Below are 18,553 nucleotides of genomic sequence, written 5' to 3'. Positions count from 1 at the left end.
TACCCCCCCGTCCCAGACGGCTACAGGGGATCGGTCTCCGACAGCCGCCCGTCCAGCAGCAGCCACCGGGTGATCCCGATCTCCCGCAGGAACGCCACATCGTGGCTCGCCACGACCAGCGCGCCCTCGTAGCCCGCCAGGGCACCGGTGAGCTGCCGCACGCTGGCCATGTCGAGGTTGTTCGTCGGCTCGTCCAGCATCAGCAGCTGCGGTGCGGGCTCGGCCAGCATCAGGGCCGCCAGCGCCGCCCGGAAGCGCTCGCCGCCCGAGAGCGTCCCGGCCGGGCGGTCCGCCCGCGCGCCCCGGAACAGGAAGCGGGCCAGCCGCGCCCGGACCCGGTTGTCGGTCGCCCCCGGCGCGAAGCGCGCCACGTTCGCCGCCACCGACAGCGCGTCGTCCAGCACGTCCAGACGCTGCGGCAGATACCGCACCGGAACGTGCGCCACCGCCTCGCCCGCCGCCGGCTCCAGCTCCCCGGCGATCGTGCGCAGAAGCGTGGTCTTGCCCGCGCCGTTGCGCCCGACCAGCGCCACGCGCTCCGGTCCGCGCAACTCCAGCTCCGCGCGGGCACCGCAGCGCAGCTCCAGACCGCGCAGGGTCAGGACGGTACGGCCGCGCGGTACGGCGGTGTGCGGCAGGTCGACGCGGATCTCGTCGTCGTCCCGCAACGCCTCGGCGGCCTCGTCCAGCCGCCCCCGCGCCTCCTCCAGCCGCTCCTCGTGCAGGATGCGGTGCTTGCCCGCCGAGACCTGGGCCGCGCGCTTGCGCGCTCCCGCCACGATCTTCGGCAGGCCCGCGGTGGCGGCGGCCTTGCGGCCCTGGCGCATCCGCCCGGCGAGCTTGTCGTGCGCGTCGACCAGATCGCGCTTCTGCCGCCTGACGTCCGCCCTCGCCGCGCGGACCGCCCGCTCGGCCGCCTCCTGCTCGGTGGCCAGGGCCTCCTCGTAGGCGTCGACGTTCCCGCCGTACCACTGGACCCCGCCGTCGCGCAGATCGGCGATCCGGTCCATGTGCCGCAGCAGTTCGCGGTCGTGGCTGACCACCAGCAGCACCCCGTTCCAGGAGCGGACGGCCTCGTACAGCCGCCCGCGCGCGGTGATGTCGAGGTTGTTCGTCGGCTCGTCCAGCAGCAGGATCCGCGGCCGGGCCAGCAGCAGCGCGGCCAGCCGCAGCAGCACCGCCTCACCGCCCGACACCTCGCCGATGGTGCGGTCCAGGCCGATGTGCCCCAGGCCGAGCTGGTCGAGGACGGCACGGGCGCGCTCCTCCACGTCCCAGTCGTCGCCGACGGCCGCGAAGTTCTCCTCGCTCGCGTCCCCGGCCTCGATGGCGTGCAGCGCGGCGCGGGTCCCGGCGATGCCCAGGGCCCGGTCCACGCGCATCGCGGTGTCCAGGTGGACGGTCTGGGGGAGGTGGCCCACCTCGCCCGTGGTGCGCACCGAGCCCCTGACCGGGGTCAGCTCGCCCGCGATCAGCTTCAGCAGCGTGGACTTGCCGGCGCCGTTGAGGCCGACCAGCCCGGTGCGGCCGGGGCCCGCGGAGAACTGGAAGTCCTCCAGCACGGGGGTGCCGTCCGGCCAGGCGAAGTGCACCCCGGTGCAGACGACGGACGGATTGGACGGTGCGGGGGAGTGGGAAGGGGAAAGCGCCATACGGGCCTCCTGTTGCTCTCGGCGTGGAAGGGGGAGCGACATGCGGGAGGCACCGGGAGGGGACCCGTACGACGGTGGGGAGCGCGTGGAAGGCGCGGAGCCGGAACCCCCGGACGGGGACGGGGACGGTCCGGTCGGCCGGTACGGCCCGGTCGGTCCGGAGGGCGGCTCACAGCCCGAGGTCGTCGCACAGGCGGGTGCCGCGCGGACGCACATGCGTCCCGCGGTCCGGTGCCTCAGGACCTCAGGCGAGCAACGGCCTTCTCCGATCGACGACTACAGGGCCGGGGAAGACGTTAGGAGGGGCGGGCCGGGGCCGCAAACGGTTTTCCGCCGGCGTACCGCCGGACGCGCGAACGGCGGCGCGAACGGGCACGCGGACGGACGCACCGCGGTGTTTACCGCCGCCCGCGGGTGTGCTGTGCTGCGGCACATGGACCGTACCGCTGGGCTCGCCGACGAGCCGCCCGCCGCCTGCCCCACCGTCCCGCACCGGCCGCTGCGCGTCCCCGCCGAGGAGGCCGAGAGCCGTGCCCGCGCCTTCCACGACGTGATGGCCCGCCGCCGTACCGTGCGCGACTTCTCCGACCGCCCCCTGCCCGAGGGCGTCCTGGAGTGGGCGGTCCGCACCGCCGCCACCGCGCCCAGCGGGGCGAACGTCCAGCCGTGGCGCTTCGTCGTCCTCACCGACCCCGAGCGCAAGGCGCGGCTGCGCGCGGCGGCCGAGGCGGAGGAGCGCGAGTTCTACGGCCGCCGTGCGTCCGCCGAATGGCTTGAAGCCCTGGCGCCGCTGGGCACCGACTGGCGCAAGCCGTTCCTGGAGACCGCGCCCGCGGTGATCGTGGTCTTCGAGGTCCACAAGGGGCCCGGCTCCCCGCGCCCGTACTACACCAAGGAGTCGGTCGGCATCGCCGTCGGCCTGCTGCTGGCCTGCCTCCACCAGGCGGGCCTGGCCACCCTCACCCACACCCCCAGCCCGATGCGCTTCCTCAACGAGGTCTGCGACCGCCCGCCCGAGGAGCGCGCCGCGTACGTCATCCCGGTCGGCTACCCGGCCGACGACGCACAGGTCCCCGACATCCACCGCAAGGACCTGGAGCAGGTCATGGTGCGGCTGTGACACCTCCGGCCCGCGGCGCGTTCACACCCGTCACCCGGGAGCGGGCGATCGCCTCGCTCGCCGACCGCCTCGCGGGCGCCGAGGCCGCCGACGGCTCGCCCTGGCTGCGGGCCGCCGTGGACGGCGCCCCGGCCGCCCGGCCGGGTGAGTGGGCGGACGACCTGGCCGAGGCGCTGCGGCTGCGCGGCCGCCCGGTGCACAGGGTGAGCGCGGCCGGCTTCCTGCGGCCCGCCTCCCTGCGCCTGGAGTACGGCCACCGGGACCCGGACGCGTACTACGACCTGTGGCTGGACGACGGCGCCCTGTGGCGCGAGGTGTTCGGCCCGCTGGGCCCCGGCGGCACCGGCCGGGTGCTGCCCGACCTGTGGGACCCGGCCGCCGACCGCGCCACCCGCAGCCCGTACACCGAACTGCCGCCCGGCGGCGTACTGGTGATGGACGGCCCGCTGCTGCTCGGCCGCGGCTTCCCCCTCGACCTGGCGGTCCACCTGCTGCTCACCCCCGCCGCCCTGGCCCGCCGCACCCCGGCCGAGGAGCACTGGAAGCTGCCGGCCTTCGCCCGCTACGAGGAGGAGGTGCGGCCGGGGGAGGCCGCCGACGTGGTCGTCCGCGCCGACGACCCCCGCCGCCCCGCCTGGACCGGCTGACCCGGCACCGGGCCGGACGGGCGGGGCGCGTCGGCAGGCGCGGTGCCGGGTCACGGGGTGCCGGAGGGCTCCCGGAGCACCGTGGAGGTGGAGACGGGGGTGCCGAAGTCGGGGGTGCCGTCGGCCTTCCAGTTCACCTTCTGGACACGGGTGGTGCGGGTGCCGCTGCAGCCCTCGCTCGGGCTGGAGTTGGCGTGGTAGGCCATCCAGACCTCTTTGCCGTCGGGCGAGGGGAAGAAGAAGTTGTGCCCCGGCCCGTAGACGCCGGCCGCGTCGTCGCGCTGGAAGACGGGACTGGAGAACTTCCGCCACGCGCCCGCGGCCAGCGGGTCGCCACCGGTGAGTTCCATCAGCCCCAGCTTGTAGTCCGGGGTGTTGCAGTAGGAGGCGGAGTAGGTGAGGAAGATCCGGCCCCCGTGGTGCAGGACGACCGGCGCCTCGTTGACGCTCGCGCCCTGCCTCTCCCAGGAGTGCGTGGGGGAGGCGATGCGCACCGCGCGGCCGGTCGGCGTCCACGGGTTGCTCATCCGGACCGCGTACAGGTTCTGCGTGCCGCCCTCCCAGAAGGAGTAGAGCATGTAGAGACGGCCGTCCGGCATGGACAGGTAGGTGCTGTCGATCATCCAGCGGTTGTCGCCGTACGGGTCGACCTGGCCCTTGTAGGTGTAGGGGCCCAGGGGGCTGTTCCCGGCGCTCTCCAGGACGTGCACGTGCTGGTGGTCGATGTTCCCGGAGACGCCCGCGCTGTAGGTCAGGTACCAGCGCAGGCCGTTGGGTCCGTTGATGTGGTGGAGTTCGGGCGCCCAGAAGTTGCAGCACCGGGAGGCGACGGTCTCGCGGTAGACGGTGGTGGGGGCCGCGTCGCGCAGCCCGCCGAGCGTGGGGGAGCGGCGCATCTCCCAGTGGGAGGCCCAGGTGGTGCCCAGGTGGTAGTAGTACCCGGCGTAGCGGATGATCGTCGGGTCCGCGCCGTTCGCGGTGACCACCGGGTTGGTGAAGGTCCCGGCCGCCGCCGGGGCGGCCGCGGCCGATACCGCGCTCTGCGGGGCGGCCCCGGCGCGGGGCGCGGGGGACCCCGGCAGGAGCGAGACCAGAAAGGCGAGGAGCGCCGCGACCAGAAGCGGTAGTGCCCGGGTACGGGCGCCGGGAAGCGGGCGTGGGAGGTGTGTGGGGGGCATGGACGACTCCAGGTTCGATATATCGAACGCCATTCGTAATTCCGGGCGAACGTAGGCCCGCCGTACGCACTCGTCAAGGCTTCCGGCGCGGAATCGGCGGAAGCGCCGGCGGCTTTCGAGACACCTCTTCGAGACGCCTGCGGAACAGCCGACCGACACGAGGCCCGGGGCCCGCGACCCGCACTCGGCGGCCGGCAGGGCGTTCCGGGGCGCCCCTCCGTGCCGTCTGCTCACCGTCCCCGCTCCAGCGGCGCGACGCTCTCCCGTACCGCCCCGGCGAAGCCCCGGAAGACCACCACGGTGGTCTTCCGGGGCTTCGCCTGGTGTTCGTGCCGAACACCGCGGCCCCGGTTCCGAGCAGGGCGCGCCCCCGCAGCCCGGCTCGGAACGGCTTGCCTGGTGCCAAGAACACGGCCCGTCCGGTCAGTTCGCGGTCGATTCCGACCCGCCGGACGTCACGGGGGTCCGTGCGGACCAGAAATCGGACCGCCTGTCGGGAAGCGGTGGTTTCTCTCCCGTGTACTCGGGCTCGCCGGGCTCCGGGTTGGGCGGTGCCACCTCGGATTCCGCCACGCAGGGAGTCGTGACATCGAGGAAGACCTGTCCCTTGTAGCCGACTTCCAGGGACATGCGGAAATCATCTGGAGTCGCCGCGAATATCGCCGGGTTGTCAGGGTGGTTCCGTACGCTGGTGATCTCGTATCCGCTTTTCTTCCAGTGGCGTTCCAGGACACCGAGGAAGTTCCCTCTCCGCTCGTCGGAGATGACGGTCAGGACGGCTGCACGCCGGGTGACCGATCCTGTCCTGGTGCCCTCGCCGGAGGTGCCGCAAGAGCTTTCGGACGAGACGCTGTGGGCCCATGCGACGGGTGGCTTGACGGCCCGCATGGTGCTGCTGACGATCTTGTCGGCTTCCTCGGCCGCTTCCTGCATGCTCATGGCCGGTTCTTCCACGCTCTTCCCTGTTTCCCTTGCGATCCCGCAGCTGGAGACTGCCAGCACCATCAGTACTGCCGCTGCCGATCTGGCTCTCACCGGTGCTCCTCGGAGGTGACAAGGTCGGGCCGGTCGGCGACGATGGCGCCGATGTTGGCGTTCGATTCCGGGTCTTTCTCGGGGTTGAAGTAGTTGGAGTGTGCCGGGGTGGGGCCTTCGCCGTCGATGAGGGGGCGCGGGCCGTCGTCCACTCTGAATCGGTTGGCGCCGAAAGCCTCGCTGGCGGGGTCCTTCCCGAACCAGATGTCGTCGTCTTCGATGTCTGCCGACTTCGAGTGGAGGTAGGTGCCGAACGGTCCGGTTCCGAGACCGAGCGCGCCGCTCAGGGTTTCTTTCTTGGAGGGAAGTTTCGTCACAGGGTCGTTCTCCGCCGCCCCGACGTGGACGTGGCCTCTGCCCACCCCCAACTCCTCGGCTCTTTCCGCGTCCACTCCGGGGCTTCCCAGCAGAATGATGTCGTCAGCGCCGGGAATCCCGCCCGACTTCTGAGCCGCCAGGCCGACGGTGAGCGAGCCGTAGGAGTGACCGATCGCGGTGAGGTGGGGGTCGGAGTGCCGGTTGGTCGCGGCCAGGCCACCCATGAACTCGTTGTACTCCGCTGCCCCGGTGGCAGCATGGTTTTTGCTCATGACATCGGCGTTGTCCAGCCACTTGTCGGCCGGAAGCTGCGGTGCGTCGTAGCCGAGCCAGACGATCGACGCGCTCGAGGGATCGTACTTCTGAGCGGAAAGTGCGGTGTCCCGCGCCCGCTCCAGGTCGTTGTTGGCGAAATCCTCGTCCAGCGCGGTTCCGAGTCCGGGCACGTAAGCGGACACGTTCTTCGACGTGTCCGGGTTCCCGTAACTGACGATCGCGCGCCCGTTGCCCTCGTCCCCGATGCCGAGGAGGAACATCGGAGGCTCACTGTCCTCGTCCAGCTTCCGGTCGATGACCCGGAGTCCCTGGAGTTTGGTGGCGGCGCTCTCCGTCCCCTCGCCCTCCAGTTTGCCCATCAGCAGCGGCAGGTAGGTCCGGTTGGCGCTGTCGCGGACCTCCGCGGGGATACCGTCCAGGGAACCGATCTCACGGGGGTAGAGGGTGAGGTACTGCTCCCGCTCCTCCTTGCCGAGCTCGTCCCACCACTCCTTGCGCTGGGCCGGGGTTAGGTCACGGGGGATCTCCTTGCCGAGGTAGTCGTAGGCCGCGTCGCGTGCGATGGCGGAGTCGCGGTGGGCGTCGGCCCACATCGCGTCGCTGATGTCGATCCCGGGCTTGGTCCTCAGCCTCCGGATCGCCTCCGCGTAGTCGCCGTCCGCGGTCCGTGCGTCTCTCATCACGCGCGCGATCCGGTCGGCGATCTCCTGGGCCCTTGCACGGTTCGGATTGCGGTCGGTCAGTTTCAGGGACGGGTCGGTGGTGGGCTTCAGCAGGTCGTGCGAGCCGGTGACGGTCCCGCCCGGTGGTTTGACACCGCCCACTTCCTCACCCGCCGAAGGGTAACTGACGGTACCGTCGGCGTGGACGGTGAACTTCAGAGCCTCGGCGTCGTCGAGGTTGTCTCTCAACGTCTTCTGAAAAGATCCGAGTTCGTGTGCCAGGCCGTCCAGGGCGGTGCGTGCGAGCCCGCATTCCACGTGGATGTAGTGGAAGTTCTCGCTCAGCCGGCCCAGTCTCCGGACCGCGGCCCGTGCGCCCTCTCCCTCCTGCGAGTCCTTCAACTTGGCCAGCATCTCGTTGTCGACCCGGTCGCGGGCCGACGCCGCCCGGTTACTGGCACCGGCCCAGCCGTCGGCGGCGTCCTGGATTCCGGCGATGTCCAGGTCCCGGAGCTGCCGCCAGGTCAGTGTGCTCGTCACCGTCATCCTCCGAGCCGCTCGAAGGACGACTTGGTGGCCGTCTCGTTCTCGTCATGGTCCTTGGCCACCTGCCGCAGTTTCCCGCTGAGGCTCTCGCACTCCTTGCGGGCGTCCTCCAGACGCCGCTCCCACGACCGGCGGACGGTGTGCAGGGCCGCGATGCTCGCCAGCCCGACCCCCTCGGCACCCACGTCACCGTGGGAGGTCCCGAGCCGCTCCTCCGCGGTCCGCATGCTGCCCGCGAGATCGTCGGCCACACCGGCGGCCGATGTCCACGGGCCGTTGCTCTGTTCGAGACCGCCCGCGCCGCCGGGATCGGATCCCGGGGCGTCGGTGGACGCCAGCGTCATACATGGGCTGTCGGCAGCAGGGGAACCCACGCCCCCGGGCCTCTCCGCGAGCTCGAGTAACTGCTGCCAGACATCCGACTGCCGGTCTTCCGCCATTCCGCGCCCCGCTCCATGCGATCACCGAGGTCATGCTGCCCTGCCCCCGTGCCGCGCGAAAGTACGGAAGGGCGTCGAGGGGGCGGGGCACACCTGATTCCGGTGGCCAGCATGGCGGCTGCGCGGTGCCGCCTCATGAGTACACGTACTCATCTCCACCCGTTCGGGCGACCCGCCTGCCGCGCCCGGCCGGACGGGCCGGTCAACTCCCCTTCCGCAGGCCCGCGTCGAGGGCGGACAGCAGGGTTCCGCGTGCGTCGTCGCCGTCCAGCGACCACACCATCACACCCCCCAGGCCGTGCTCGCGGACGAAGGCGGCCTTGGCCCGCACCGTCGAGGCGTCGTCGAAGGTCCAGAACGTCCGGCTGCCCGCGTCGTACTTCCACACCGCACCGGCGGCCCGGTCGCGGAAGACCCGGCCCGGCTGCCGGGCGACGAACCGGTAGGGCCGGCTGTCCAGCGCCGCCCCGGCCGGCTGGTGCAGCCCGTGGCCGTGCGGCGGCACGTCCTTCCAGCCGTAGCCGTAGAACGGGACGCCCAGCACCACCTTCCGCGCGGGCACGCCCTGTGCGACGTAGGCGCGGGCCGCCTGCTCGGCGCTCAGCCGCCCGCTGGTGACGTTCCGGGTCCTGCCGAGGCGGAGGTTGGCGTGGTGGTCGGTCGGCCCCTTCGGGGACCACGGTCCGGCGAAGTCGTACGCCATGACGTTCAGGAAGTCGGCGTGCCGGGCGAGCTCGCCGGCCTCGATCCTGCTGCGCTTGGGCCAGTCCGGCGGAACGGCCGCGGTCAGCAGCAGTTCGCGTCCGGCACGCCGCTCCGCGCCGTCGAGCCGCCGGCGGAACTCCGCCATCAGCAGCGTGAAGTTGCGGGTGTCGGCGGGACGGTGGCGGTGCCCGCCGGAGCCGGGGTGGGCCGGGTACTCCCAGTCGAGGTCGATGCCGTCGAAGACACCGGCCGCCGCGCCCGGCCCGCCCACGGGCCCGCCCCTGTCCTGGGTCTCGGGCAGATCGCCCCCGATGAACAGGTCCACGCACGAGGAGACCAGCTCTGCGCGGGACTTCGCCGTCAGCGCGGCGTCGGAGAAGTGCGCGGACTTCAGCGAGATGACGACCCGCAGATGCGGATGGCGTTCCTTGAGCTTGCGCAACTGGTTGAAGTTGCCCTTGAGGCGCTGCCCGGGACGGTCGGCCGCACCGTCGACGGACTCGGAGGCGGGTACCGGGCGCCGGTAGTCCCTCCAGGCGTCCTTGCGGGGGTTGTCGTCGGACTCCACGCACACGCCCTTGTCCGAGACCTGCCCGAAGGCGTAGTCGACGACCGTGAGCCTGGCCGCGGCCCGGTCGATGTCCCTGACGTGGAAACCGTCCCCGGGCCCCCAGGAGGGGAAGTAGCCGACGCGCTCCCCGCCGGGCCGCTCGGGGGCGGTCGAAACCCCGGCCGAAGCCCCGGTCGGAGCCCCGGCCGGCGCGGCGGAGGCCGAGGTGGAGGCCGGGGCGGGCGGCGCGACGGCGAGCAGCACCGCCAGCGCGCCCGCGAGGAGCGGCGCGGCCCCGGGCTGGCGGGGCCGTGGAGGAAGGGCGGTACGGGATGCGGCGGTCATGGGACTCCCCGGGATCCGGTTCGGTGGCCGGACCATGATCGGGAGAAAGAGGCTCCATCCGGCGGCGCACCGGTCGGATCATCACCCGAGTCACCGCAACGGCCCGTACGCATGTCCCCCGGAAGAGTGCAGCGGTCCGCCGGCAAGGCGGTGCCCGCCTCCTACCCCTTGTGCCAGCGGGCCATCGCGAACGTGAACAGCCCGTACAGCGCCAGCCCCACGGCGACCGCCGCCAGCAGCCACGGGCCGGCCGGGGTGGCGGCGAGGGCGCGCAGGGAGTCGTCCAGGCCCTTCGCCCGGTCCGGGTCGTACCGCACGGCCGCCAGGACGGCGAAGCCGCCCGCCACCGCGAACACCAGCCCGCGCGCGAGGCCGCCCGCCACGCCCAGGAAGTCCACGGCGCGGCGCAGGCGCGCGGGCACCGGGCCCAGCTCCCGGCGGAACTCGTGCCGCAGCGCCCGCACCGCGCTCCACACGCCGATCACGACGACCGCCAGGCCGAGTGCGCCGACCAGCCAGCGCCCGGCGGGCAGGTCGAGCACCCGGGAGGTGAGGTCCTGGGACTGCCGGTCGCTCGACCCGCCGTTCGCGCTCCCCGTGGCGAAGGCGATCGCGGAGGCCGACAGCACGGCGAGCACCGCGCACCGCGCGGCCGAGCGCAGCCGCTCCTTCGCCGTGTGCCCGTCCGGGCGCGCCGCGCCCAGCAGGGCCTCCGACAGCCGCCACAGGGCCAGCCCGGCCAGCCCGATGCCGACCGCCCACACCAGCACCCGTCCGAACGGCTGCTGGGCCAGTTCCCGCAGCGCGCCGCCGCTGTCGGCCTGGCCCTCCCGGTCGCCGAAGGCGATCCGCAGGGCCAGCAGACCGATCAGCAGGTAGATCACGCCGTACGCGACCATCCCCCAGCGGGCGGCCGTCGTCATGGCGGAGCTGTTCGCCGCCCGTCTGGCACCCCCGCGTATCGACGCCGGTGCCGGTGCGGATGTCCTCGTCGATGTCCTCATACCGCCCCGTCTGCCCCGGGCGGGCGCGCCGACGCCCGCGGACGGGGACCCGGGAAATCGTTTGCCGACGCTCCGCGGGGTCCGGCAGCCTCGTCGGGGACCGACGGACGGAGACGTGTTTTGGCAACGTTGGCAGCCGGACCGGACACGGCGGCGGAGGGGATCGTCGCCCGGAACCTCACCAGGACCTTCCACACCGCGGTACGGCGGCCCGGCTTCGCCGGCGCGCTGAGATCGCTGGTCGACCCGCTGCGGGTGGAGAAGACCGCCGTGCGGGACGTCTCCTTCAGCGTGGAGCGCGGCCGGCTGCTCGCCCTGCTCGGGCCGAACGGCGCGGGCAAGTCCACCACCATCAAGATGCTCACCGGCATCCTCACCCCCACCTCCGGGGAGGCCCGGGTCGCGGGGGTGGTGCCCTACCGGGAGCGGGAGCGCAACGCCCGCAACATCGGGGCCGTCTTCGGCCAGCGCACCCAGCTGTGGTGGGACCTGCCGGCCCGCGAGTCGTTCGCCGTCCTGCGCGACGTCTACGGGGTGCCGCAGGCCGAACACCGCGCCCGGCTGGCCGAGTTCGACTCCCTGCTGGAGCTGTCGGAGTTCTGGGACACCCGTGTGCGCCACCTCTCCCTCGGCCAGCGGGTGCGGTGCGACCTGGCCGCGGCGCTGCTCCACGACCCGCCGGTCGTCTTCCTGGACGAGCCCACCATCGGCATGGACGTGGTGGTCAAGGAGCAGGTCCGCGGCTTCCTGCGGCACCAGGTGGAGCGGCGCGGCCGCACCGTGCTGCTGACCACCCACGACATGACCGAGGTGGCCCGGCTGGCGGAGCGGGTGGTGCTGATCAACCACGGCCGGATCGTGCTGGACGGCTCGCTGGAGGAGATCCGCGGACGGTTCGGCGGCACCTGGCAGGTGCACGCGACGCTGGACCCGGCCGAGCTGGAGGGCGCGCCGCCGCCCGGGATCCGGGTGGTGCGCCGGGAGGGGCCGCGTGTGGTGTTCGGTCCGGACGGCTCCGGCGGACCCGGCGGCTCCGGCGGTGCCGCCCCGCCCACCGTCCACCGGGCGCTGCGGGCGATCGTCGAGCGCTACCGGGTGACCGATCTGGCGCTGGAGGAGAACGACCTGGAGGACGTGATGCGCGCCGCCTACCTGCGGCGGGAGGAACGTCCGGTGCGGGACGCGGCCGAGGACGGCGCGGTGGCGGACGGTGCGGCGGCGGACGGCGCGGCCGGGGACGGTGCGGCGCCCGCCGCCGGGCGGAGCGCCTGATGGCGGCACCGGCCCGGGCGCCGCACCGGCCCTGGCGGACGGCCTGGATCACCCCGCGGGGCGAGCTGCTCTCCCCGCCCCGGCTCACCGCCACCGCGCTGCGCCTGACCGTGCAGGTCTTCCTGGTGGTCTTCCTGTGGCGGGGCCTGTACGCGCAGACCGACGGCGCCGTCGCCGGACTCGACCGCGAGCAGGCCGTCGCCTACGCCGTCCTGGCCGTACTGGCCCTGCGCATCCGGGAACTGGACCGGCACTCGGGACGCGACACCGTCCAGCAGCATCTGCACCACGGCACCATCGTCTACTGGTTCCTGCGCCCGGTGGCGCCGCGCCGCTACCACGCGCTGCGCGCCCTGGGCGACCAGCTCTACGGCTTCGCCTGGGTGGTGGCCGGCTACCTGCTCTGCCGTTCGGCCGGAGTGCTGCCCCCGCCCGCCTCGGCCGAGGCCGGCGCCGCGTTCCTGGCCGGTGTGGTGCTGGGGCAGCTGGTCCTGTACCGGGTGATGCTCCTGGTCGACCTGCTGTGCTTCTGGACGCTGCGCGACGGCGCGGCCCTGCGGATCGTGCAGTTCGCGCAGAACCTGCTCTCCGGCGCCTTCGCGCCGCTGTGGTTCTTCCCCGGCTGGTTCCGCACGATGAGCGACTTCCTGCCCTTCCAGGCCACGCTCAACACCCCGCTGTCCCTCTACATCGGCCGCATCCCGCCCTCCGAGGCCCCGCACGCGCTGCTGGTGCAGGCGGTGTGGGCGGTCGGGCTGGCCGTGCTCACCCGGTGGCTGTGGCACCGCGCCGCCCTTCGCGTCGTCTCCCAGGGAGGGTGACCGCCGTGTCCCTCGCCGTCGACCCCACCGCCGCCGGACGGCTGCGGCGGTGGGCCCGCGCCTGGTGCGTCGCCTGGCGGATCACCCGGCTCAACTTCCGCGCGCAGCTCGAGTACCGCGCCGAGTTCCTGATGTCCGTCGGGATGGGTGTCGCCTGGCAGTCGTCCGTCATCGTCTTCGCCACCGTGCTGCTCCAGCGCTTTCCCGGCATGGGCGGCTGGAGCGGCGCGGACGTACTGCTGATCGTCGGCATGCGGATGCTGGCCCACGCCCTGTACGTGCTGCTCTTCGGCCGGGTCCACAGCCTGTCGTTCCTGGTGCAGGAAGGCCGGCTCGACGCCTGCCTGCTGCGTCCGATGCCCGTCTACCGGCAGATCCAGCTCAGTGTCTTCCCCACCCACGGCCTGGGGGACCTGGCGGTGGGCGCCACCATGTTCGCCTTCGCCGTCCAGCAGGCCGCCGAGCCCTGGACGGCCGGGCGGGCGGTCTTCCTGGCGGCCGGGGTGGCGGGCGGCATGCTGGTGGAGGCGGCCGTCTTCACCGCCGTCTCCTGCGCCGCGCTGCGTTTCCCGTCCGCCTTCTACTGGAGCACCTGGGTGGACGAGCTGATGGCGACCTTCGGCAGCTATCCGCTGTCGATCCTGCCGAAGGCGGTGAGCGGGGTGTTCACCTTCGTGCTGCCGCTGGCGTTCGTCGCCTATCTCCCGGCAGGTGTGCTGACCGGGCACGGCGCGGCGCTGGGCGTCCCGTTCTGGCTGGCGGCGGCTTCCCCGGCGGTGGGCCTGGCGCTCTTCGTCGCGGCGCGTCTGCTGTGGAACCGGAGCCTGCGGCACTACACCGGCGTCAACGGCTGACCGCCCGCCCGGAGCGCTCGCCGTCCTCGGAACCCGATCGCGGGAGCCGTCCTCGGAACCCGATCGCGGCAGGCGCGGCGGGCCGGCGCGGTCCTCCCGCCGCGGTCCTCCCGCCGCGGTGCCCGCCGGTGCGAACAGCGGATTCCGCCTCCTGACGGGGCGTTACCGGCCAGCCTTTCCGGCTGTCCGGCCGGGCGCGCCGGCCTGGCCGCGGGCCGGAACGGGGAGGGGAAACGATGCGAGACCTTGCGCGGATTCCGCTGGAGGACGGGGGCACGGTCCTGTTCGAGGCGCCGCCGGAGCCGGGCGCCGCCGGAGCCGGCGGGCCGGTGAAGGCCGGACGGATCGCCGACACGGTCCGCGAGATGCCCCGGACGCTGCAGCAGACGCTGGCCCCGGTCACGGACACCGCCAGGGCGGTGCTGGAGCAACTGCGGCAGGCCGGTCCCGACGAGGTCGAGTTCGGGGTGGACCTGTCGGCCGAGGCCGGAGCCGTCATCACCAAGGGCGGTTCCTCGGTCCACCTGAAGGTACGGGTGCTGTGGAACGGCGGTGAGCGCGGCGAGGGGCACACCGGACGGGACGGGGGAACCGAGTGACCCTCGCGGACCCCGCGCCCGCCGGCGCCGGGGACGGGCGCCGCCGAGCGCTCCCGGCCTCGGTCGTACGGATCACCGCGGACGGCGGGGCCACGGCCGGGACGGGATTCCTGGTCGCCGCGGACACCGTCGTCACCTGCGCGCACGTGGTGCGCGCCGCCGGGGGCGAGCCGGGCGGGCGGGTGCACGTGCGGGACGTGGGCAACGGGACGAGGCGGCAGACCATGGCCGGGCGCGTCGACGATCCGGGGGCCGCGGCGTTCAGCCCGAAGGGGGATCTCCTCGCCGTCGCGGACTGCGACGACAGGCTGCGGCTGTGGGACGTGGCCACGGGGGAGGCCCTGGAATCGCTCTCCACCGGTTCCCCCTACTGGGCCGGCTCGGTTGTGTTCGCCCCGGACGGAGACACTCTCGCCGCCATCGCTGGCGGCAGGGTGCGCTTGTGGGACGTCCGCAGCGGGAGGGTCCGTGCCACACCGGCCGCCGGACACAGAAGGGAGGTGTACGCGGTGGCGTTCGCCCCGGACGGCCGGCTCGCCGTCGTGGGTGGCGGCGATCCCGACAGGATCTCCACCGCGAGCGGCGGCGAGGTACAGGTGTGGGAAGTGGAGGCCGCGGAGGTCCGCCAGGCCTTCTCCATGGGGAGATCCGAGAGGAGAGGCGTGGTCGAGGTGGCGTTCGCCCGGGACGGCCGTACCGTCGCCGTCAGCGACTTCCTGCCCGATGGGAAGGCGCAGGTGTGGGACGCGGAGACCGGCGTGCTCCGTGGCACCCTCCCGGCAGACGGCGGGTCCGGCGAGGGGCCGGAGTTCTCCGGCGCGGATGCCCCGGCCGACGGCAGGCCCTGCCTCGCGACCTCCATGGAGTTCGATCCCGGTGGCGCCGTCCTCGCCGTCGGCTGCGAGGACGGCGGGTTCCGCCTGTGGGACGTGGGCACCGGAAGGGTCCGCGACACCCTCACCGGTCACCGCGGCGCCGTGGACTCGGTGGTGTTCGGCCCCGGTGGCCTCATCGCCACCGAGGACGGAAAGGGGACGAGGGTGTGGGAGGCACCCGTACTCGGGCCGGAGGAGATGGCCGGGAAGATCTGCGAGAGCCTCTCGTCGAACCGCTGGCCGATCAGACGGCAGAGCTTCCCGACGCACCGGCTGCCCGACTGGGTCTGCTCGCCGTAGCAGGGAGCCGCATCGGGCCCGCGGCCCGTCGGCCGGACCCGATCGCCGGCACCGTCCCGCACAGCTGCGTGGCCGGCCGGCTGTACCGCGGGAAGACCGTCCGGGCCGAGTCCGGCCCCGGGGAGGAGCGCGCCCGGCGGGCGGGACACAGGCCGCATAACGGCTATAGCCTGGAGATGCCTCGACTTTCCCAGCGGCGGGAGGCGACATCATGACGTTCATCCAGGTCATCGACTGCAGGACCCACCGAGCCGACGAACTGGATCGGCTGATGGACGACTGGGTCCGGGCGACCCAGGGCAAGCGGACGGCCACCCACTCGATCGTCGCGCGGGACCGCTCCGACCCCGACCACGTGGTGGAGATCGTGGAGTTCCCCTCCTACGAGGAGGCGATGCGCAACTCCCATCTGCCCGAGACCGACCGGATCTTCCGGAGGCTGGCGGCGGCCTGCGACGAGGGGCCGACGTTCACGGACCTGGAGGTCTCCCGGGACGAGCAGCTCAACACCGGCGTGGTCCGCACCTTCATCGAGGAGGTGATCAACGGAAGGAACCTCGACGTCGCGGACGGGCTGTGCACCGACGGCTACCGCGAGCACGACCCCTCGCTCTCCTCCTACGACGTCAGGCTCGCGCAGGCCAAGGAGGAGAACCAGGAGATCCTGGAGGCGTTCCAGCCGGTGATGACCATCGAGGACCTGTTCGCCGAGGGTGACAAGGTCTGTGCGCGACTGTCCTACACCGGTCGCCACTCGGGGCCGTACCAGGGCCTGGAGCCCACCGGCAAGGAGATCACCGGGACCGGCCACGCCACCTTCCGCCTCGTGGACGGCAAGATCGCGGAGAGCTGGTGGAACTGGGACGACCTCGGTCTGCTGCGGCAGGTCGGCGCCGTGGGGATCTGACCCGGGCCGGTGCGGGGAAGGCGGTGCGCGGGGAGGGCCGGGGCCTCCCCGCGCACCACCGGGCCGCCGGGATCAGCGGGGGAGCGTGGTGGAGTCGACGTAGGCGGAGACCGCGGTCTGGGGCTGCTCGCGGGCCGGTCCGTCCAGCGGGTCCCACTCGTTGGTGTGCCAGACGTTCTGCATGAAGGCCGACGGCTTGTCCGGGATGCGGGAGGCGGGGCCGCGGTAGTCCCACAGCACGTTCCTGCGCCCGCTGTCGTCGTAGCCCCAGAAGGTCACCGAGTCCGGCTGCCAGTCGAACATGAAGGTGCGGAACTGGGTGGAGGAGTCGAAGCCGGGCACGGGCGTGACGCTCGCGGGGCTGTTCTCGCCCGGCAGTTCGGGTTGGCAGTCCCCGCCGAGCCGCACCATGTAGCAGTTGTGCAGGACCTTCCCGGTGCGCATGTCGATCGCGCGGGAGATCTTGCGCACGGGGATGGGCTGCCCCGGCGCCACCGAACCGTCGTAGTCGGTCCAGATGGTCAGCCAGACGACGTGGGGCTGGGCGCAGAGGACCTCGATGTCGATCTCGTCGTTGTCCGGCAGGCCGTTGCCGTTGCCGTCGGAGTGGTCGGTGGAGTAGGTGAAGGTGCCGGTCACCACGCCGAGGCGGCCCTGGCCGGTGCAGTCCGCCGTCCTGATGCGGGTGCCGTAGGTGCCGTAGCGGTAGGTGGCCTCGTTGCTGCTGATCTCCACGCCGTTGCCCGGGCCGGTGCCGGGGCGGGCGCCGAGCCTGAGTTGGAGCGCGCGGCCGTCGTCGGGTCCGTTCATCGACACGACGCCGACGGTGCCGCCGGGAGCCGATGTCCGGTAGAAGTAGGGGGATTCGCCGGTCCAGTGCTCCGTGACGGGCGCCGCCGCGGCCGAGTTGGCGAAGAGGACACCGGACATGGCGGCCGCCGCGGCGGCCGTGAGCCATCGCAGGCGCCGGGGTCCGCGGCGGTTTCGGGGCGGAGACGATGTGTGGGGCAAGGTCTCTCCAGCGTGAGGGGCTCGTACGGGGAGGGTGTCCGGCCCGGTCCGCCGGGCGGTTGCCGGACGGTCGTCCGGGGGCGGATCGGCGGCGGACGGTATGAGAGCGCTCTCAGGATCGACCGCGACGGCACCCGTGTCAATGGTCCGGACCTGCTGCCCCGTTCCGGGCCGGCAGCGCCGTGCCCGCCCCGTGGCGGATCACGGGGCGGGCACGGCGGCAGGGTTGGGTACGGCGGCGGGGTCGGGCGCGGCCCGCCGGGGGCCGGGGCGCGGCGAAGGGCTTCAGGCCCCGGCGGCCGCCTTGCGGGCCTCGATGCGGGCGCGGCGGGCGGCCAGGCGCTCGTCGAGCTTGCGGGCCTCGCCGTCCAGGCCGTCCAGGTACAGGCCCAGCTCCTCCTGGGCCTTCAGGCCCTCCGGGCCGAGCCCGCCGATCTCCATGACCTTCAGATGGCGCAGCACCGGCTGGAGCACGTCGTCGTGGTGGATGCGCAGGTTGTAGATGCCGCCGATCGCCATCTGGGCGGCGGCCCGCTCGAAGCCGGGCATGCCGTGGCCGGGCATCCGGAAGTTCACCACCACGTCGCGCACCGCCGACATCGTCTGGTCCGGGGCCAGCTCGAAGGCCGCCCGCAGCAGGTTGCGGTAGAAGACCATGTGCAGGTTCTCGTCGGTGGCGATGCGGGCGAGCATCCGGTCACAGACCGGATCGCCGGACTGGTGGCCGGTGTTGCGGTGGGAGATGCGGGTGGCCAGTTCCTGGAAGGCGACGTAGGCCACGGAGTGGAGCATCGAGTGGCGGTTGTCGGACTCGAAGCCCTCCGACATGTGCGCCATCCGGAACTCCTCCAGCTTCACCGGGTCCACGGCGCGGGAGGTCAGCAGGTAGTCGCGCATCACGATGCCGTGCCGCCCCTCCTCGGCGGTCCAGCGGTGCACCCACGTGCCCCAGGCGCCGTCGCGGCCGAAGAGGGTGGCGATCTCGTGGTGGTAGCTGGGGAGGTTGTCCTCGGTCAGCAGGTTGACCACCAGGGCGATGCGGCCGATGTCGGTGACCTTGGACTGCTCCGGCTCCCACGGGTCGCCGCCGAGCGGGCCGTCGAAGTTGCGGCCGTCGCTCCAGGGGACGTACTCGTGCGGCATCCAGTCCTTGGCGATCTTCAGATGACGGTTGAGCTCCTTCTCCACCACCTCTTCCAGGGCGTAGAGCAGACGGGCGTCCGTCCACTGCTCCGATCCGGGGGCGTACGGGGTGGCGAGGGTCATGAAGGCTCCACGGGGATGGGGGAAACAATACCTACGAGAGCGTAGGTTACGAAACCGTAGGTTGATGGGACCGCAAAAGGCAATATCGGTTCCGTGAGCAGGCGGGGACCGTGTGTGCCCGAGGGCGGGCAGGCCTCGGAGCCCCGGGAGCCGCGGGGGCGGAAATCAGC

Annotated in this window: 17 protein-coding genes; 8 read left to right on the top strand and 9 right to left on the bottom strand. The window is 72.8% G+C overall.

The window, feature by feature from the left end; genetic code table 11:
- Nucleotides 1-20: 20 nt before the first annotated feature.
- Nucleotides 21-1,652, bottom strand: a complete 1,632-nt coding sequence (locus BMY40_RS05685; RefSeq protein WP_093656109.1) for an ABC-F family ATP-binding cassette domain-containing protein — start codon at nucleotides 1,650-1,652, stop codon at nucleotides 21-23.
- A gap of 433 nt (nucleotides 1,653-2,085) precedes the next feature.
- Between BMY40_RS05685 and BMY40_RS05680 the strand changes: the two genes are divergently transcribed.
- Nucleotides 2,086-2,772, top strand: coding sequence for a nitroreductase family protein (locus BMY40_RS05680; protein WP_093656756.1), 687 nt, complete (start codon nucleotides 2,086-2,088; stop codon nucleotides 2,770-2,772).
- Nucleotides 2,769-3,419, top strand: a complete 651-nt coding sequence (locus BMY40_RS05675) for a nucleoside/nucleotide kinase family protein (protein WP_093656107.1) — start codon at nucleotides 2,769-2,771, stop codon at nucleotides 3,417-3,419. The genes BMY40_RS05680 and BMY40_RS05675 overlap by 4 nt, the downstream gene beginning before the upstream one ends.
- A 50-nt stretch (nucleotides 3,420-3,469) precedes the next feature.
- On the opposite strand, the gene BMY40_RS05670 is transcribed toward BMY40_RS05675, so the two are convergent.
- The 6 genes from BMY40_RS05670 to BMY40_RS05645 all read right to left on the bottom strand — a co-directional run bounded on the left by BMY40_RS05670 (nucleotide 3,470) and on the right by BMY40_RS05645 (nucleotide 10,397).
- Nucleotides 3,470-4,597: a glycoside hydrolase family 43 protein gene (locus BMY40_RS05670; RefSeq protein ID WP_093656105.1), complete on the bottom strand. Its 1,128-nt coding sequence runs from the start codon at nucleotides 4,595-4,597 to the stop codon at nucleotides 3,470-3,472.
- Nucleotides 4,598-5,020: 423 nt separating this feature from the next.
- Nucleotides 5,021-5,536, bottom strand: a complete 516-nt coding sequence (locus tag BMY40_RS05665) for a hypothetical protein (protein ID WP_093656104.1) — start codon at nucleotides 5,534-5,536, stop codon at nucleotides 5,021-5,023.
- Between the two features lie 92 nt (nucleotides 5,537-5,628).
- A complete protein-coding gene (locus BMY40_RS05660; protein WP_093656102.1) occupies nucleotides 5,629-7,434 on the bottom strand; it encodes an alpha/beta hydrolase in 1,806 nt (601 codons plus the stop codon).
- Entirely contained in the window at nucleotides 7,431-7,778 is a 348-nt protein-coding gene (locus tag BMY40_RS05655) for a hypothetical protein (protein WP_093656100.1), read from the bottom strand. The genes BMY40_RS05660 and BMY40_RS05655 overlap by 4 nt, the downstream gene beginning before the upstream one ends.
- A gap of 298 nt (nucleotides 7,779-8,076) precedes the next feature.
- Entirely contained in the window at nucleotides 8,077-9,474 is a 1,398-nt protein-coding gene (locus BMY40_RS05650; RefSeq protein ID WP_107436742.1) for a glycoside hydrolase family 18 protein, read from the bottom strand.
- Between the two features lie 161 nt (nucleotides 9,475-9,635).
- A complete protein-coding gene (locus BMY40_RS05645) occupies nucleotides 9,636-10,397 on the bottom strand; it encodes a DUF1206 domain-containing protein (RefSeq protein ID WP_245769884.1) in 762 nt (253 codons plus the stop codon).
- Nucleotides 10,398-10,598: 201 nt separating this feature from the next.
- Here BMY40_RS05645 and BMY40_RS05640 point away from each other — a divergent pair, with 201 nt between their 5' ends.
- The 6 genes from BMY40_RS05640 (at nucleotide 10,599) to BMY40_RS05615 (ending at nucleotide 16,106) form a co-directional block, all read left to right on the top strand.
- Complete coding sequence (locus tag BMY40_RS05640; protein WP_245769883.1) at nucleotides 10,599-11,750, top strand: ABC transporter ATP-binding protein; 1,152 nt, start codon at nucleotides 10,599-10,601, stop codon at nucleotides 11,748-11,750.
- Nucleotides 11,750-12,571 carry an ABC transporter permease gene (locus BMY40_RS05635; RefSeq protein ID WP_093656095.1) on the top strand — a complete coding sequence of 274 codons (822 nt, stop codon included), beginning with the start codon at nucleotides 11,750-11,752 and terminating at the stop codon, nucleotides 12,569-12,571. The genes BMY40_RS05640 and BMY40_RS05635 overlap by 1 nt, the downstream gene beginning before the upstream one ends.
- 41 nt (nucleotides 12,572-12,612) lie before the next feature.
- Complete coding sequence (locus BMY40_RS05630) at nucleotides 12,613-13,425, top strand: ABC transporter permease (RefSeq protein WP_245769922.1); 813 nt, start codon at nucleotides 12,613-12,615, stop codon at nucleotides 13,423-13,425.
- Between the two features lie 236 nt (nucleotides 13,426-13,661).
- The gene (locus BMY40_RS05625) at nucleotides 13,662-14,024 is read left to right on the top strand and encodes a CU044_2847 family protein (RefSeq protein WP_093656093.1); all 363 of its coding nucleotides are present in this window, start codon (nucleotides 13,662-13,664) and stop codon (nucleotides 14,022-14,024) included.
- Nucleotides 14,021-15,199, top strand: coding sequence for a WD40 repeat domain-containing protein (locus BMY40_RS05620; RefSeq protein ID WP_093656091.1), 1,179 nt, complete (start codon nucleotides 14,021-14,023; stop codon nucleotides 15,197-15,199). Before BMY40_RS05625 ends, BMY40_RS05620 begins: the two co-directional genes overlap by 4 nt.
- A gap of 211 nt (nucleotides 15,200-15,410) precedes the next feature.
- A complete protein-coding gene (locus BMY40_RS05615; protein ID WP_093656089.1) occupies nucleotides 15,411-16,106 on the top strand; it encodes an ester cyclase in 696 nt (231 codons plus the stop codon).
- 72 nt (nucleotides 16,107-16,178) lie between these two features.
- On the opposite strand, the gene BMY40_RS05610 is transcribed toward BMY40_RS05615, so the two are convergent.
- Both BMY40_RS05610 and BMY40_RS05605 read right to left on the bottom strand, forming a co-directional pair.
- On the bottom strand, nucleotides 16,179-17,036 hold the full coding sequence (locus BMY40_RS05610) for a glycoside hydrolase family 16 protein (RefSeq protein ID WP_093656087.1): 858 nt from the start codon (nucleotides 17,034-17,036) through the stop codon (nucleotides 16,179-16,181).
- A gap of 366 nt (nucleotides 17,037-17,402) precedes the next feature.
- Nucleotides 17,403-18,383, bottom strand: a complete 981-nt coding sequence (locus tag BMY40_RS05605) for an acyl-ACP desaturase (protein WP_093656085.1) — start codon at nucleotides 18,381-18,383, stop codon at nucleotides 17,403-17,405.
- Nucleotides 18,384-18,553 lie beyond the last annotated feature (170 nt).

Source organism: Streptomyces radiopugnans (genome assembly GCF_900110735.1).
In the GTDB taxonomy this organism is placed as follows: Bacteria; Actinomycetota; Actinomycetes; order Streptomycetales; family Streptomycetaceae; genus Streptomyces; species Streptomyces radiopugnans.
Note: the sequence above shows the minus strand (reverse complement) of the source record. Positions and strands in the feature narration are given on the sequence as shown.